Source organism: Hyphomonas sp. (genome assembly GCF_965284475.1).
GTDB lineage: Bacteria > Pseudomonadota > Alphaproteobacteria > Caulobacterales > Hyphomonadaceae > Hyphomonas.
Map to the genome: position 1 here is coordinate 1,477,155 of NZ_OZ260087.1, position 14,752 is coordinate 1,491,906.

Here is a 14,752-nt window from a genome sequence, read left to right on the forward strand (position 1 = left end):
ACAAGTTTCCCAGAAGTATCGGTACAGGTTCATCTGTCATTCAGCTGAAATCGCGCAGATAAGCCCTTATTCAATGTGCAAGGAGCACGATATGTTTTCAGTTATTTCCTCCCGCTCGGTTCCTGGCAAGGTCATGGCCGGTGCGCTTGCCGCTCTCACGCTTGCCCTGGCGGGCTGCGCGAACAGTCCCGGCGTTGGCACGACAAGCACCCAATCGGTTGGCCAGGCCTCGAGTGTCTATCAAGGCACCGTCACGTCCGTACGCGCTGTAACCATCAAGCCTGACCGGTCGCTGATCGGCACGGCCACCGGCGCTGTTCTGGGCGGCCTCGCAGGTTCGGAACTCGGCGGCGGCGACAAGGCCCAGACTGCAGGCGCCATTGGGGGTGCCGTGATGGGCGGCGTGGCCGGCAATGCTGCAGGCAAGGGCCTCGGCACCAAGCAGGGCTATGCCTACATCGTGCGCTTCAGCAATGGCGAAGTGAAGGAAATCATCCAGGGCGCGGACATCTACATCACGCCCGGCACGCAGGTCGATATCATTGCCGGTGCCGACGGCTGGAAACTGGTGCCACGCGGCGGATACTGATTTCCGGAGACCTGTTTCCGGACAAAGACTTAAATAGTGATCATCAAACAGCCGGCTGCCTTGTGCGGCCGGCTGTTCCCTTTTAGGGAGTGTTCATGACTCAGGTTCTCATTTCTCCCTCGATCCTGTCAGCGGACTTTGCGAGCCTCGGCGACGAAATCCGCGCCATCGACGCTGCCGGCGCCGACATGATCCATATCGACGTGATGGATGGCCATTTCGTGCCAAATCTCACATTTGGCCCGCCAATTATCGAAAAACTGCGGCCCCACACGAAGAAACCCTTCGATGTTCACCTGATGATCGCCCCCGTCGATCCGTTCATTTCGGCCTTTGCAAAGGCAGGGGCGGACATCCTGACGGTCCACCCCGAAGCCGGCCCGCACATCCACCGCACGTTGCAGGCGATTCGGGCAGCCGGCATGCGGCCCGGCGTGGCGCTCAATCCCGGCACGCCTGCATCACGCGTCGAACCCTTGCTCGATAATACCGATCTTGTGCTTGTCATGTCGGTAAACCCCGGCTTTGGGGGTCAGAGTTTCATTGAGAGCCAGTTGCGCAAGGTCGAAACGCTCCGGCGCATGATTGACCAGACCGGCCGCGATATCATCCTCGAGATCGATGGCGGCCTGAATCCCGAAACTGCGCCGCGCGCCATCGCCGCCGGCGTGACTGCGATTGTTGCCGGCTCTGCCGTTTTCAAGGGTGGCCCTTCCGCCTATGGTCACAATATCCGGGCGCTCAGGCCGAGCGTTCACGTATAGTAGGTTGCAGAATGGTCCGTGCCGTGGGTGGTGGAGACAGCGAATTCCGGACTGACCGCACGCGCTCAAGCGCTGATGATGCTGCGCTATGGCGCCGATTTCGGGGCATTGCAGGCGAAGATGCCCGAATCGGTGCGCTGCAGCGCCTGAAACTGACCGGTACCGCGCCCGAAGCCTTCTCCTGCCATCTGCCAGACCTTGTCCCGCCCGACACATGGCGCGGTGAAGCCCTGATGCGTGATGTATGGCGCATCGGCATGGAGCGGCTGACACTTGAGCCTGCGCAGCCCCCCTGGTCAGTCCCGATGCCATCACGCCACTTTGCCGACAGGCTTCACCGGTTCGACTGGCTGCCCGATCTCGTCTCTCAGGGGGCTGCCGGCATCAAACGGGCCAACGTCTATATTGATTCCTGGATTGAGACATTTGGTGCATTCAATGGCTTTGCCTGGCGCGCCGAACCGACAGCCAGTCGCATCTGGAACTGGATGCGCTGCTCCGAGCACATCTTCTCCGGCGACAGCCCCGCTGCGCGGATGGAATGCCTGATCCGCCAATTGCGGTTTTTGTCTGAATCGCTCGACCACACCACCGATCCGAAGACGCGCTGGATCGGCTCATGTGTCATGGTCGCCCGTTCCGTCTGCCTCGACGGGGCCCATCATCTGGATGACGCCCTGGCGCGCCTCGACGGGGAATGTACGGCACAAATCCTTCCCGATGGCGGCCATGTCAGCCGCAGCCCGTCGCGTCTCTTGTCTGCGCTCCTGAACCTGCTCACGCTGCGCGACGTGTTGCAGCAAGCCGGTCACAATGTGCCGGACTATTTCGGAAAATGGATTCCGAGAATGGGGGCCATGCTGGCCTTTTTCCAGACAGAAGACGGCGCGCTCAACCCCTTCAATGATGGGGATGAAGGCCGGCCGGAAGCCGTGAGCGCCGCGCTTGACCGCCTCGATGCACCGCCGCGCCGTTTCACGTTCGCGCCCAAATCGGGCTTCCAGAAACTCCAGAAAGGCCCCGTGCGGCTGGTTCTCGATTGCGGTGAGGCCCCGCCACGGCCTTTCGGTGATTTTGCGCACGCCGGCGCACTCGGCTTTGAATTGTCGGATGGCCCGGCCCGACTGGTGACATCCTGCGGTTACAGCGCCGAGGTCAATGTTGACTGGCAGGCCGCCGTCCGGCGAACCGGCGCGCATTCAACCCTGGTTCTGGCCGGGCGGGATTCGTCGAGCTTCGTGACGAATGACGAATCCAGGCTGCTCGCAGCGATTGGCCCGGAAGGCATTTCAGCCAAACGGCTCGAGGAAGCTGACGAAATCTGGCTTGATGCGCAGCACGGCGGCTACAAGGCGGCATGTGGTTTGCTGCATCGTCGGCGACTGTTCATGGCGGGCGACGGCTCTCGGCTCACGGGGGAGGATTCGCTGGTGCGGCCGATTTCCCAGCCATCCTCAGACGATACCAAGTTCATCAATTTCGAAATTCGCTTCCATCTCCACCCGACCGTCACGGCGATGATGTCTCGCGATGCCATCCGCCTGATCTGCGATAATGGCGCTGTGTGGCGCTTCAAGACCAGCCATGAAGGCACAAGGCTCGAACGCACTGTGTATCTCGCACGCGGCAGCGTGGAGCAGCCTGAACAGATTGTCATGGCGGGCTATGCAGACCCGAATAGTGACGGCAATGAACCTCCAAACTGCATCCGTTGGGCATTCCTGAAGGAGGCGGCCGCATGAATCCGCAACGCTCTGCACGTCGTTCCATGCTCCTGACGCTGAGTTTTGACGCAGCCATGGCGGCGACTGCCATGATTGCATCATCAATTCTCATCTGGTCATCGGACGCCATCACGGGCCCTTACGCGATCGGCTCGGGCGTGCTCAGCACATTTTTCTTTGTGCTGGCCGTCATTCTCGGCTTCACAATCCGCGGCGTCCAGAAGCAGGTCTGGCGCCATATGGGCTGGCCGGATGCGGTGATGATCGTGCAGGCCGTTGGCCTGTCAGGCCTGTTCTACCTGCCTGTCATGTTGCTGCTCAATGGCCGGCTGGTTGCGCCCTGGGCCACATTCCTTGTCGCGACCCTGCTCTGGACAATCCTTCTGTTCGCAGGCCGCATGATTGCCCTGTCTCGTTCTACGCAGATGCCGCTTCAGATATTCAATCCGGTATCCCGTTCCGGACAGCCCGTCCTGCTTGTCGGTGATGTGGAAAATTGCGTGACGGTGTTGCGGCGCCTGCAGATGTCGCCTCAGGGCAGCAAGGTCCGCGTCCTCGGCGTCGTCGAGATGCGTGGCGCGGATCCCGGCCGCGCCATACGCGGCGTTCCCATCATGGGATGCCTTGAGGACCTCGGCAATGTTATTGACGTTCTGCGCGTTCGCTATGGCCAGACGCCATGGCTGGCTGTGACGGGTACCGCGCGTTCACGCGAAGGCATGCTTCAGGTCCTCGACATTGCCTCGACCCACGGCGCGGAAATCATGGCGCTGGGGAGTGATGAGGCGGCGCAAATCCTTGAGCCCGTGCGCCCAGCTGACCTGCTGGCCCGTCCGGAACGCCAGCTGGACATCGAGCCCGTACGGAACATCATCCGGAATGCGAATGTGCTTGTCACGGGCGGAGGCGGCACGATCGGTGCAGAACTCAGCCGGCAAGTTGCAGCACTCTCTCCGTACAGCCTGACCATTCTCGATGCATCGGAACTGAACCTTTACGCCATTGATATGAATTTGGGCGCAATGGCTCCAACCGTTCAGGTCGCATCGCGTCTGGGTGATGTCCGTGACATGGCGCGCCTCACTGACGTCTTCCAGCGCGCACAGCCCGATCTCGTGATCCATGCCGCCGCCCTCAAGCATGTTCCTCTGATGGAGCACAATCTGTGCGAAGCGGTGCTCACCAACGTCGGCGGCGCCGTGAATTCGGCACGCGCAGCCGTTGCCGTCGGGGCGCGCCGGTTTGTATTCATCTCGACCGACAAGGCCGTCGATCCGGACAATGTGATGGGCGCGACCAAGCGTCTTGCAGAGATCGCCGTCAGCCGGATTGCCGCCGATTCCCGGATGTCCGCCTCGATGGTCCGTTTCGGCAATGTCCTCGGATCATCCGGCTCTGTGGTTCCGCTGTTCGAGCGACAGATCGCCGCTGGCGGGCCGGTGACACTGACTCATCCCGGCGTCACGCGTTACTTCATGACAGTGGAAGAGGCCTCTTCCCTTGTGCTTCAGGCATCAGCCCTGCAGGCGATGGAAGGCGCGGCGGACCTGTTCGTCCTCGATATGGGCGAGCCGATCCGCATCCTGCAACTCGCCGAGACCATGATCCGTCTCAAGGGCCTCGTCCCCGGCGAAGACATCCAGATCGTGACAACAGGCTTGCGTGACGGCGAGAAAATGCACGAAGCACTCACCTACGAACACGAGCAAGTCAGCCCGACACGTGTCGAAGGCGTCAACCGCGTCGCGTCTCCGAACGGCCATGGCGAACTGTTCGACAAGCAGCTTGTAGCGCTCCTGGAAGCGGCCAGCCGCCGGGAAAGATCGGAAACCTTGAGATTGCTTGGCGTACTCGTTCCCGAATATGGCGCAAATTGTGCTTTCAGGGGCCGCCGCCACAGCGCTTGACGCTGCGGCCTTTCGTGCTACCCCGCGCGCTTGTTCAGTCAGCCGCCAGAGGACGCCCCCATGACCGACGCCGCCACCCGCGGAGCGCCCGTTCGCATCCGCCGTGCCCTCCTGTCTGTCTCCGACAAGACGGGCCTTGTCGACCAGGCCCGCAAGCTTGCCGCAATGGGTGTGGAACTCGTTTCCACCGGCGGAACGTCGAAATTGCTGAAAGAGGCAGGCCTTGCCGTCCGGGATGTCGCCGAGCTGACGGGTTTCCCGGAAATGATGGACGGCCGCGTCAAGACGCTTCACCCCGCCGTTCATGGCGGCCTGCTCTACCTGCGTGACAATCCCTCCCATGTGAAGGACGCGGAAACCCACGGGATCGGCGCCATCGACCTGATCTACGTGAACCTATACCCGTTCGAAGCGACCGTTGCGGCTGGTGCCGATTTCGGGACCTGTATCGAGAATATCGACATTGGCGGCCCGGCCATGCTGCGCGCCGCAGCCAAGAATGGCAGCTTCGTTGCGGTCTGCACGGATGGCGGGGATGTCGATGCGGTGATCGCTCAAATGGAAGCGTCCCAAGGGTCTGTGCCTGTTGCGCTGTGCCGTAAGCTCGCGGCCAAGACCTATGCCCGCACCGCTGCCTATGACGCCGCCATTTCCAGCTGGTATGCGCGCCAGCTGGGTGACACGGCGCCAGACTGGGCGGCCATGGGCGGCCAGCTTCAGGAAGCGTTGCGCTATGGCGAAAACCCGCACCAGAAGGCAGCCTTCTACGTCACCGGCGAGAAACGCCCCGGCGTCGCCACGGCCCGTCAACTCCAGGGCAAGGCGCTCTCCTACAATAATATCAATGACACGGATGCGGCTTATGAACTGATCGGCGAGCTTGGCGCCGATACGCCGGCCGTCGCCATCATCAAGCATGCCAATCCCTGTGGCGTGGCACAGGGCAAGACGATCATCGACGCTTATCGCGCGGCCCTCGCATGCGACTCAACGTCGGCCTTTGGCGGCATCGTCGCCCTGAACCGCCCCCTCGATGGCGCCACGGCCGACGAAATCAGCCAGGTCTTCACCGAAGTCGTGATTGCCCCCGGCGCGGATGCAGACGCCGAGGCCATCTTCGCCAAGAAGAAAAATCTCCGCCTCCTGATTACCGAGGGCCTGCCCGATCCTGCCGCTGCAGGCCAATTCGTCAAGACGGTTGCCGGTGGCTTCCTGATGCAGGACCGTGACTTCGGCCGCATCACGCGCGCCGACCTGAAAGTGGTCACCCGCAGAACGCCGACAGAGGAACAGTTCGACGATCTCCTGTTCGCCTGGCGCGTCGCCAAACACGTCAAGTCGAACACCATCGTCTACGCCCGGGACGGTGCGACGGTCGGCATCGGCGCTGGCCAGATGAGCCGGATCGACTCCGCACGCATCGCTGCGCGCAAGGCCGAGGATGCCGCCGAGCTGGCCGGCTGGGTTGTGCCGAAGACCAAGGGCTGCGTTGCCGCGTCAGATGCCTTCTTCCCGTTCCCGGACGGCCTGCTGCAGGCTGCGTCGGCCGGGGCGACAGCGGTGATCCAGCCCGGCGGATCAATCCGCGACGACGAGGTGATCGCCGCCGCAGATGATGCCGGCCTTGCCATGGTCTTCACCGGCATGCGCCATTTCCGTCACTGACCGCACTCAGATCGAAACGATGATCTTGCCAAAGTGCTTTTGCGACGCCTGATGCGCGAACGCATCGGCAATCCTGTCGAGCGGGAAGGTCTGGTCGAGGACGGGCCTTATACCGTTCGCTTCAATCGCGGCGATCATGTCTTCCTGATGCGCGGCAGACCCGACCGTGATGCCTGACAAGGTAATGTTCATCGAGAACAGGGCCGCTGTCGGCACTTCACCCGAGACGCCGGTCAGGACGCCGATCAGCGAGATGTGCCCGCCCATCCGGGAGGCTGCAATCGACTGGGCAAGCGTACCCGGACCGCCAATCTCGACAACTTCGTCAACGCCGCGTCCGCCGGTCAGTTGCTTGGCTTTCTTGCCCCATTCCGGCGTATCCTTGTAATTGATCAGGTGATCCGCACCGAGATCCTTCAGGCGCTTGAGCTTTTCATCCGACGACGAGGTCGCAATGACACGGGCGCCGGCGGCTTTCGCGAATTGCAGCGCAAAGATCGAAACGCCGCCTGTGCCCTGGGTCAGCACCCAGTCACCCGGCTTGATCCTGGCTTCCACCATCAGTGCGCGCCACGCCGTCAGGGCAGCGCAGGGCAGCGTTGCTGCTTCTTCAAATGAGTAGCCCTCAGGCATGCGCGTGAAGGCCGTTTCCGGTGCGGCAACGAGCTCTGCCGCAAATCCGTCGGCCCCGTCGCCAGGCACGCTGGCAAAGCCGGACATTTGCGGACCGCCTGAATGCCAGTTCGGGAAGAACAGGCTCAGCACCTTGTCGCCCGGCTTGAACCGGTTTGCTCCCTCGCCCACCGAAACCACCTCGCAGGCCCCGTCCGACATTGGGATACGTCCGTCGGGGGTCGGTATGCCCCCCATTACCACCACGAAGTCATGGTAGTTAAGGCTGCTCGCCTTAACGCGAACGAGGATTTCGCCGCGGCCGGGTTTCGGGTCGGCCCGGTCTTCAATGATCAGGTTTCCGGGTCCGCCGGGCTTCTTGACTGCTGCCACTTTCATAGGGGTATCCTCCTTGTTTTCTCCAGAGGTCGGGTGGCGACGCTAGGGAAGTCAAGCAGATCACCCGGGTGACGCAGCAATATCGACCGTATAGCAGAACCGGCCCGGCTCAGGGCGCGGCGCTGACGAATTGATATGGTCAACGCCCAAACCGTAATAGGGAATGCCCGTGTCGCCGCGCCCCGGCCGTGCGAAGACGGCGCAGATCTCGGCGTGCCGGTCATCGACTGTAATAATCTCGAACGCCTCACCCGAAACCGGATCATCGCGCCAGTTCACATTGCGGCAACCCGGCGCGAGGCGAGCGTCCGATCCCGCATCCTCAATGGCTGCGCGCACAGGCGACATGTCGTCCGGCAGTGTGCCAACACCGCGATTGTAGCAATTGAGCGCCATCGCGGTCTCAGCCAGCGCCTGCAGGCGCATGCTGTCCTGCTGTTCCTGACGCGCCTTTGCCGGTCCGCCAATGATGACGAGCCCTGCCGCGATGCTCGCGACGACGACCGTGACCAGCGCAACGGCAAGCCAGTCTCCGGCTTCACGCGGGGTCCACATCACCCGTGTCTCCCTTCTCAGCATCGCTGATGAAATAGGTGAAGATTGCGCCGGCAATGACGGCTACCACGAGCGACTTCAGCACGAACCGCGTCGTCAGGTCCCCGCCGAGGAAATTGTAGACGAGCGAAATGCCGTCCCCAACCAGCGTGCACCCGGCGATGACAAGGCTGACATAGGTTAGCCATTTGCGGATCCGCGAGCGTTGCAATTGCGGGTTCCGCTGCCGGGCACCGCGCAGGATGTAGCCGAGCCAGAGGAAGACCGGCGTCGCGACCAGGAGGCCGGAGATGCCGCTGCGCACCTGCGACTCCAGACGGATCACGCGATAGTCATTGACAGAGGAGCGGTCAGGAAACCCGTATTCGATCAGCGCGAACAGGAGTGATCCGAGGCTGAAGGAGACGATCCCGAGCAGTATGAAGAAGAGAAGGTAGAAAAAGGCTTCGCGCGCGGAGAGATAGGGCTGCGGCCGCGGCACCGCCACGGGAAAGGTGACGTCGGAATAGGTGTGCAGCGCCGAATCCACCTCGGCGCGGCGCCAGCCCGCCTTGGCCAGCGCCTCGATGATTGCCTCGCGCGATTGTCCCCGCTCGAGGCTTTCCTTCACGAATTCCACAAGCGTCTTGTCTGCCATCGCATTCTCACCTCTGGGTTCGATCACGACCATAGCCTGTTCGCGGCGGCCTCACCAGACGGTCAGATTCCGGCGCGCTTCAACAGTCGCTCAAAGCCGTCCCAGAACGCGGCCCTGCGCTCATCGGTTTCCATCAGGATTTCATGCATCGCACCGTCGACCGTGACATGCTCGCAGTCGGGCAGCCGCGCGCAAACCGCCGCGTGCGATGCATTGTCGACAAGTTTTTCCTCGCCCGCTGATGCGACGAAGACGGGGATGCCAACCTTGTTCAGGGCTTTCGCCTTGCCGAAAGTCGCCACAATGTTCAGCGATGCGCCCAGCCAGCCCCAGGTGACGGGGCCAAGCTCCAGTTCCGGCGCGGCATCGCAAAGGTCGCGCTGAATCTGCCAGCGGCGCTGGTCATGCGTCACAATATTGCTCGCGAACGTTTCCGGCGGCCCCGGCTGTTGCGCATAATCGCCCGACCGGCCCGTTACCCGCATCGCCCAGACAAGATAGTTCATGCCGAAGAATTTCGATTTCAGCCCCCACATTGGCGCACTGAAAGCGGCGGCTTCCACCTTCACCAGTCCCTGCGCAATGGCCGCCAGCGCGATCGCGCCGCCCATGGAGTGGGCCAGTGACACATAGGGACGCGGTAAGCGATCATCGAATTTTTCCAGCCCGTTCGCCAGCGCGCCCATGAATGTTTCGAACCGGTCGATATGACCCTTTTTCGTGTCGTCGAGCAAACGCTCCGAGCGCCCCTGGCCCGGCCAGTCGATGATGACGACGGCAAAGCCCATTGCCTGCAATTCGCGGCCGACCTCGAAATACTTCTCGATGAACTCAGTGCGTCCAGGGCAAACGATCACAGTGCCACGTGGATTCGCATCGGTTAGCGCCGGTGCGATACACGCCCGCAGGGCGCGGCCATGGCTCCCCTTGAACCAGACGATCCCGGCCCCATCCGGCGCAGGATTGCCTGGCACGACCACAAAGTCATCGCGCTGGCTGGCTGGGGAAGGGGCCGTTTTGTCTGTCATCTGAAAAAAGCCGCCCTCAGGTTTCCCCGGGGCGGCCCCTTCTGGATTGGAAAGCCGTCGCGGTCTTACGAGAACTTCTTCATCAGGCTCTGCAGCTGCATGGCAACCGACATGTCGCCTTCAACCTTCAGCTTGCCCTGCATGAAGGCCATGGTCGGATCCATCTGGCCGCCGGAAATCTTCTGGAAGTCATCCCAGTCAACCTTGATCGTGGCGTCAGCGTCACCGTCCGAATTGTCAACTTTGCCTGCGGCGCCATCAATGAAAAGCTTGCCGACGCTACCGAAGTCAAACTTTACTTTTTTGGTGAAATCGCCGCCCGGCTGGACAGCGGATGAAGCCTTGGTTGTGAGTTCTGCGAGATCCATAACGGGTCCTCCTTGGAATGGGTCTTGAAGGGGATAAAGCAGAGTGACCCCGGGGAACGCAAGTAAAGATTGAAGCCGGGCAGAATTGTTCAGCCCGGCCCCCGTCCGATTTGCGATGCCTCGTCAGGCCTCGAGAATGGTCTCGAAACCGCCGAAGATCATGCGCTGACCATCGAAGGGCACGTCGTCCGGCTGTCCCATCTCTTCCATTGCCGCCTGCATGCCCATGTCGCGTGTCACTTTCGAGGGCCAGGTGATCCAGGAGAACACCACCGTCTCATCGGGCTTCAGTTTCACCGCCATCGGGAAGGACGTCACCTTGCCGTCGGGCACGTCATCGCCCCAGGTTTCCACCACGCTCAAGGCGCCATGCTTCCTGAACACCACCGCCGCATCCCGCGCGATCTCCAGGTAGCGATCCTTCCGTGCAGTCGGCACGGCCAGCAGGAACCCATCCACATATGTCATTTCAATCTCCTTCCAGATTAACCCGCAAACGCGGCCTCCAGCGCCGCCACGTCGAATTTCACCATTTTAAGCATCGCCTGCATCACCCGGTGCGACTGTTCCGGCGTGCCGGCGCCCATGAGCTGGAAGAACCGCTTCGGCACGATCTGCCAGCTGAGGCCGAACCGGTCGACAAGCCATCCGCACTGGACTTCCTTGCCGCCATCGGTGAACGCCGCCCAGAGCCGGTCAACCTCTGCCTGGTCCTCGCACGTCACAGCGATCGAGAAGGCCTCCGTATGCGGACGGCCCGGTCCGCCATTCATGGCCGTGAAACTCACGCCAGCGAGTTCGAACGAGACGACAAACGCGGCATCGCCCTGGCGCTGCACATCGACGATCCGCGAGTCCGGAATCAGCGAGACATAGAATTCCGCCGCCTGTTCCGCGTCACCGCCATACCAGAGGAAGGGGGTGATCTTTGGTGGAGTGATCATGCCGGGGCTCCTTGCAGGGGTTTGATCTGATCAGGGTGCTCGGAAAGGCCGCAAAACGGGTCGCGCCATGCATCCAGCTGGTTCAGCTGATCGTGCCAGCGAACGATGTTCGGGTAATCGGCCACCGGAAGCCCGGCTGCCGCTGCAAACGGGAACAGCGTCGCGGCGCGGAAATCGGCATAGGTCAGCGTGTCATCGACCAGCCATTCGCGCCCGGCAAGGTATCCATCCAGAACGGCGGCCCCCTGCCGGAACTGGCTCATTTCGTCCGCCATGAAGTCCGCATCCGGTTCTTCGTTCGAGAATTGCGGCCGGACCAGCCGATGGAAGTAGAAGCTGCTGCCCGGGCGGGTGAGATGAAGGTTGCTCCAGCTCACCCACATCTGGATCTCGGCTTCGCGTCCGTCCCCCGGCCAGAACCATGATCCGGTAAGGCGCGACAGGCGAAGGGCGATGGCGTCCGCTTCCCAAAGCGACCGTCCGTCTTCAACCAGCACCGGCACGAGCCCGTTCGGGTTGATCGCGCGAAAGGCAGCTTCGTGCGCCGGATGCCTGGGACTCGCGGGAACATAGTCCACCGGTGCATCGAGGAACCGGGCCGCCGCGACAGCCACGCGCGGGTTCAGGTTGCGCGAGAAATACAGCGTGAGCCGCGCGCTGCTCATCGTGGCGGCGTTGAAATTGTCAGCTGGATCCGGAATTGCCATTTTGTGTCTCCGTCCTGGCAGACTGGTCGGATTGATTCAGGCGTTTGCGAGGAGGTTCTGCGCGAGCTCTTCCAGCTGGTCGGCCGCCTTGCCCCAGCCTTCATCAAAGCCCATCTCCTCGTGCAGTGTCTTGTCTTCGGCATTCCAGTGCCGGGCGACAGCGCGATAGAGCGTTGTCCCGTCCCCCATGTCCCTGAACGTGATGATCGAGGTCATGAACGGCTTTTCGGAAGGCACCCAGTTGCCGATAAACGCATCCGTGCCGACAATCCGCTTGCCCGGCACAATTTCCACATATTGCCCGCGCACATGGTTTACCTCGCCATCCGGGCCTTCCATACGATGATAACTCGTCCCACCGGGACGCAGGTCCAGGCTCGCCTCTGTCACTTTCCACGGATGAGGACAGAACCACTGGCAGACAAGCTCCGGCTCGGTATAGCAGCGGTAGAGCACGTCTGCCGGGGCAGCAATGGTCCGCTCAAGGACGAGGTCATGCTGATGCGGGGTTTCAGGGACAACTGGATCAGACATTCTTTACTCCATGGCTTGAGGGGGCAAATTGAACAGCATCCGCACATAGCGTATGAGATGGTCTGCGCTGTGGCGGGCGGCGCACGCACCATTGTCGGCCTTGGCGAGGATGAATGCGCCCTGCAGCACGGCCTGCGTGTGCAGGGCGAGACTTTCCGATGTCCAGTTTCCCGTCACGCCATGGCGTGCGCGAGCCGCCTCGATATCGTCAACCAGTGTCAGCGCGTGGCCCCAGATCGAATCGTGGCAGGCCTCTCGCAATTCGGGCAGCGTGCCGTAGGACTCCTGCACCATCGTGCCGACAAGGCAGGTGAATTCGGCTATCGGCCCGTCCAGCATGTCACGCCGGAATGTGAGGTAGCCAAGGAAACGCTCCAGCGGATCCTCATGCGCCATATAGGGCGCGTTGCCGAACAGGGCATTCGCGTGAACCTTCCAGGCCTCGGCTGCAGCAATGCCGAGATCCGTCTTGGTCGGGAAGTGATGGAAGAAGGCGCCCTTGGTGACGCCCGCCTCCCGGCAGAGATCGTCCACCGAGGTCGCATTGAAGCCCTTCTCCCGCACCACTTTCACAGCGGCGTCAATCAGCTTGTCTTTCGCGGGGGCTTGCCGTGTGGCCATGCAGTCTGTCTCCTTGAGTCTTAACATACCGACCAGTTGGTATGTTTGTCAAGCGAGAGCCCGGCTGCCCTTGCGGAACGCCCGGCGCGGGCTCCGGAAAGGCTTGACCAAAGGGGGCGCCAGCGCCGAATGATGGAGGCATGAGTTGGGAAAAATCGATTGAAGAACTCCGCCGGCGTGAGCGCCTGTCGGAAAGGATGGGCGGCGACGAGCCGGTCGAGCGCCAGCGCGGGCGCGGCAAGCTGACAGTGCGCGATCGCGTCGCCTTCCTTGTCGATCCCGGTAGTTTCCACGAGATCGGCAAGATCGCCGGCAAAGCCACCTATGGCCCGGATGACGAACTGGAGGCCTTCACGCCCTCCACCTCCGTCACGGGCCGCGCCACGCTCAATGGCAATCCGGCTGTCATCCTTGCCGATGATTTCACAGTGCGCGGCGGCGCGTCTGACGCCGCAATCTGGCAGAAGATGGTCCAGTCGATCCGCATGGCCACCGAATACCGGATGCCGCTGGTTCAGATGATCGACGGCACGGGCGGAGGCGGTTCGGTCAAATCATTGGAAAAGGACCCGCGCACCTACATTCCCGAAACCCCGGGCTGGAACGAGATCGTCCATGGCATGACGCAGGTGCCCTTCGTCTCGCTCGCTCTCGGCCCCTGTGCCGGTATGGGCGCAGGCCGCGTCGCTGCCAGCCATTTCTCGGTCATGGTGAAGGAACTCTCCCAGGTCTTCGTCGCCGGTCCGCCTGTCGCCATTGCCCTCGGCGAGAATGTCACCAAGGAAGAACTCGGCGGCTGGAAGATCCAGGGCCAGAACGGCACGGTCGACAATGTGGTCGATACAGAAGCCGATGCCTTCGAGGCCGCCCGCCGCTTCCTCTCCTACCTGCCGCCCTCGGTCCACGACCTGCCCGAGCGCACAGCCCCCCGCGACGACCCGAAGCGCAAGGAAGACTTCCTCCTCTCCATCGTGCCGACCGATGGCAAGACACCCTACAAGCCGCGCAAGATCATCGAGGCAACGGTCGACCGGCACAGCTTCTTCGAGATCGGCCATGACTGGGGCCGCGGCATGGTCTGCGGCCTTGCCCGCATCGATGGCCACCCGGTCGGCCTGCTCGCAGGCGACCCCTTCTTCCTCGACGGCGCCTGGACCGCCGATGTCTGCGACAAGGTCACCCGCCACATGGACCTCTGCTCCATGTTCCACCTGCCGGTCATTCACTTCGTGGATTGCCCCGGTTTCGCCGTCGGCGTGAAGGCGGAAACCGCCGGCGTCACCCGCGCCGGCGTGCGCGCCATGACCGCGATCTATCAGGCCAGCGTGCCCGTCTGTTCCGTGGTCATCCGCAAGGCTTATGGCCTTGCCGGTTCGGCCATGATGAACCAGTCAAAGACCAAGTGGCGCTATTGCTGGCCTAGCGGCGACTGGGGCAGCCTGCCCATGGCCGGCGGCATCGAGGCGGCCTTCCGCAAGGAATTGTCGGAAGCGGAAAATCCCGAAGAGCTGAAAGCTGCACTCTACAGGAAGTTCGAAGCCATCCGCTCGCCCTTCCGTACCGCCGAAAGCTTCCTTGCCGAGGAAATCATAGACCCCCGCGACACACGGCCCCTGCTCGCCGACTTCATCCACCATGCCGCCCGCATCATGGAACCCGGCGAATACCGCCACGGTTACCGGCCCTGACCTCAAGCCC

Annotated in this window: 16 protein-coding genes; 6 read left to right on the top strand and 10 right to left on the bottom strand. The window is 62.2% G+C overall.

The genetic code is table 11. The features are described 5' to 3' along the window. Nucleotides 1–91: 91 nt before the first annotated feature. The 5 genes from ACQ66M_RS07010 to purH all read left to right on the top strand — a co-directional run bounded on the left by ACQ66M_RS07010 (nucleotide 92) and on the right by purH (nucleotide 6,649). Nucleotides 92–589, top strand: a complete 498-nt coding sequence (locus tag ACQ66M_RS07010) for a glycine zipper 2TM domain-containing protein (RefSeq protein WP_430402743.1) — start codon at nucleotides 92–94, stop codon at nucleotides 587–589. A 95-nt stretch (nucleotides 590–684) separates the two neighbouring features. After that, the gene (gene rpe / locus ACQ66M_RS07015) at nucleotides 685–1,353 is read left to right on the top strand and encodes a ribulose-phosphate 3-epimerase (protein ID WP_350173067.1); all 669 of its coding nucleotides are present in this window, start codon (nucleotides 685–687) and stop codon (nucleotides 1,351–1,353) included. An 11-nt stretch (nucleotides 1,354–1,364) separates the two neighbouring features. Further along, a complete protein-coding gene (locus ACQ66M_RS07020) occupies nucleotides 1,365–3,095 on the top strand; it encodes a heparinase II/III family protein (protein ID WP_430402745.1) in 1,731 nt (576 codons plus the stop codon). Next, nucleotides 3,092–4,984: a polysaccharide biosynthesis protein gene (locus ACQ66M_RS07025; RefSeq protein WP_430402747.1), complete on the top strand. Its 1,893-nt coding sequence runs from the start codon at nucleotides 3,092–3,094 to the stop codon at nucleotides 4,982–4,984. Before ACQ66M_RS07020 ends, ACQ66M_RS07025 begins: the two co-directional genes overlap by 4 nt. A 60-nt stretch (nucleotides 4,985–5,044) precedes the next feature. Next, nucleotides 5,045–6,649, top strand: coding sequence for a bifunctional phosphoribosylaminoimidazolecarboxamide formyltransferase/IMP cyclohydrolase (gene purH / locus ACQ66M_RS07030; protein ID WP_430402749.1), 1,605 nt, complete (start codon nucleotides 5,045–5,047; stop codon nucleotides 6,647–6,649). A 6-nt stretch (nucleotides 6,650–6,655) separates the two neighbouring features. On the opposite strand, the gene ACQ66M_RS07035 is transcribed toward purH, so the two are convergent. From ACQ66M_RS07035 to ACQ66M_RS07080, 10 genes are all read right to left on the bottom strand, one after another. Then, a complete protein-coding gene (locus tag ACQ66M_RS07035) occupies nucleotides 6,656–7,660 on the bottom strand; it encodes a zinc-dependent alcohol dehydrogenase family protein (RefSeq protein WP_430402751.1) in 1,005 nt (334 codons plus the stop codon). 60 nt (nucleotides 7,661–7,720) lie between these two features. Next, complete coding sequence (locus ACQ66M_RS07040) at nucleotides 7,721–8,215, bottom strand: hypothetical protein (protein WP_430402753.1); 495 nt, start codon at nucleotides 8,213–8,215, stop codon at nucleotides 7,721–7,723. Beyond that, nucleotides 8,199–8,879, bottom strand: a complete 681-nt coding sequence (locus ACQ66M_RS07045) for a DUF5671 domain-containing protein (protein ID WP_430402755.1) — start codon at nucleotides 8,877–8,879, stop codon at nucleotides 8,199–8,201. The genes ACQ66M_RS07040 and ACQ66M_RS07045 overlap by 17 nt, the downstream gene beginning before the upstream one ends. 35 nt (nucleotides 8,880–8,914) lie before the next feature. Continuing rightward, nucleotides 8,915–9,880 carry an alpha/beta fold hydrolase gene (locus ACQ66M_RS07050; protein ID WP_430402757.1) on the bottom strand — a complete coding sequence of 322 codons (966 nt, stop codon included), beginning with the start codon at nucleotides 9,878–9,880 and terminating at the stop codon, nucleotides 8,915–8,917. A gap of 65 nt (nucleotides 9,881–9,945) precedes the next feature. Continuing rightward, entirely contained in the window at nucleotides 9,946–10,248 is a 303-nt protein-coding gene (locus ACQ66M_RS07055) for an SCP2 sterol-binding domain-containing protein (protein ID WP_350173083.1), read from the bottom strand. Between the two features lie 123 nt (nucleotides 10,249–10,371). Further along, complete coding sequence (locus ACQ66M_RS07060; RefSeq protein WP_430402759.1) at nucleotides 10,372–10,716, bottom strand: DUF1428 domain-containing protein; 345 nt, start codon at nucleotides 10,714–10,716, stop codon at nucleotides 10,372–10,374. Nucleotides 10,717–10,733: 17 nt separating this feature from the next. Next, nucleotides 10,734–11,192, bottom strand: a complete 459-nt coding sequence (locus ACQ66M_RS07065; protein ID WP_430402761.1) for a VOC family protein — start codon at nucleotides 11,190–11,192, stop codon at nucleotides 10,734–10,736. Next, a complete protein-coding gene (locus ACQ66M_RS07070; protein ID WP_430402763.1) occupies nucleotides 11,189–11,899 on the bottom strand; it encodes a glutathione S-transferase family protein in 711 nt (236 codons plus the stop codon). Before ACQ66M_RS07070 ends, ACQ66M_RS07065 begins: the two co-directional genes overlap by 4 nt. Nucleotides 11,900–11,935: 36 nt before the next feature. After that, nucleotides 11,936–12,433 carry an SRPBCC family protein gene (locus tag ACQ66M_RS07075; RefSeq protein ID WP_430402765.1) on the bottom strand — a complete coding sequence of 166 codons (498 nt, stop codon included), beginning with the start codon at nucleotides 12,431–12,433 and terminating at the stop codon, nucleotides 11,936–11,938. Between the two features lie 3 nt (nucleotides 12,434–12,436). Next, nucleotides 12,437–13,054, bottom strand: coding sequence for a TetR/AcrR family transcriptional regulator (locus ACQ66M_RS07080; RefSeq protein ID WP_430402767.1), 618 nt, complete (start codon nucleotides 13,052–13,054; stop codon nucleotides 12,437–12,439). 140 nt (nucleotides 13,055–13,194) lie between these two features. Between ACQ66M_RS07080 and ACQ66M_RS07085 the strand changes: the two genes are divergently transcribed. Then, a complete protein-coding gene (locus tag ACQ66M_RS07085; protein WP_430402769.1) occupies nucleotides 13,195–14,742 on the top strand; it encodes an acyl-CoA carboxylase subunit beta in 1,548 nt (515 codons plus the stop codon). Nucleotides 14,743–14,752: the final 10 nt, after the last annotated feature.

Bases quoted from the DNA above. Each gene is read 5' to 3' on its own strand.
- rpe (WP_350173067.1), top strand. From the start codon at position 685: ATGACTCAGGTTCTCATTTCTCCCTCGATCCTGTCAGCGGACTTTGCG.
- ACQ66M_RS07020 (WP_430402745.1), top strand. From the start codon at position 1,365: ATGGTCCGTGCCGTGGGTGGTGGAGACAGCGAATTCCGGACTGACCGC.
- purH (WP_430402749.1), top strand. From the start codon at position 5,045: ATGACCGACGCCGCCACCCGCGGAGCGCCCGTTCGCATCCGCCGTGCC.
- ACQ66M_RS07040 (WP_430402753.1), bottom strand. From the start codon at position 8,215: ATGTGGACCCCGCGTGAAGCCGGAGACTGGCTTGCCGTTGCGCTGGTC.
- ACQ66M_RS07060 (WP_430402759.1), bottom strand. From the start codon at position 10,716: ATGACATATGTGGATGGGTTCCTGCTGGCCGTGCCGACTGCACGGAAG.
- ACQ66M_RS07085 (WP_430402769.1), top strand. From the start codon at position 13,195: ATGAGTTGGGAAAAATCGATTGAAGAACTCCGCCGGCGTGAGCGCCTG.
- ACQ66M_RS07050 (WP_430402757.1), bottom strand. From the start codon at position 9,880: ATGACAGACAAAACGGCCCCTTCCCCAGCCAGCCAGCGCGATGACTTT.
- ACQ66M_RS07080 (WP_430402767.1), bottom strand. From the start codon at position 13,054: ATGGCCACACGGCAAGCCCCCGCGAAAGACAAGCTGATTGACGCCGCT.
- ACQ66M_RS07025 (WP_430402747.1), top strand. From the start codon at position 3,092: ATGAATCCGCAACGCTCTGCACGTCGTTCCATGCTCCTGACGCTGAGT.
- ACQ66M_RS07075 (WP_430402765.1), bottom strand. From the start codon at position 12,433: ATGTCTGATCCAGTTGTCCCTGAAACCCCGCATCAGCATGACCTCGTC.
- ACQ66M_RS07035 (WP_430402751.1), bottom strand. From the start codon at position 7,660: ATGAAAGTGGCAGCAGTCAAGAAGCCCGGCGGACCCGGAAACCTGATC.
- ACQ66M_RS07055 (WP_350173083.1), bottom strand. From the start codon at position 10,248: ATGGATCTCGCAGAACTCACAACCAAGGCTTCATCCGCTGTCCAGCCG.
- ACQ66M_RS07065 (WP_430402761.1), bottom strand. From the start codon at position 11,192: ATGATCACTCCACCAAAGATCACCCCCTTCCTCTGGTATGGCGGTGAC.
- ACQ66M_RS07010 (WP_430402743.1), top strand. From the start codon at position 92: ATGTTTTCAGTTATTTCCTCCCGCTCGGTTCCTGGCAAGGTCATGGCC.
- ACQ66M_RS07070 (WP_430402763.1), bottom strand. From the start codon at position 11,899: ATGGCAATTCCGGATCCAGCTGACAATTTCAACGCCGCCACGATGAGC.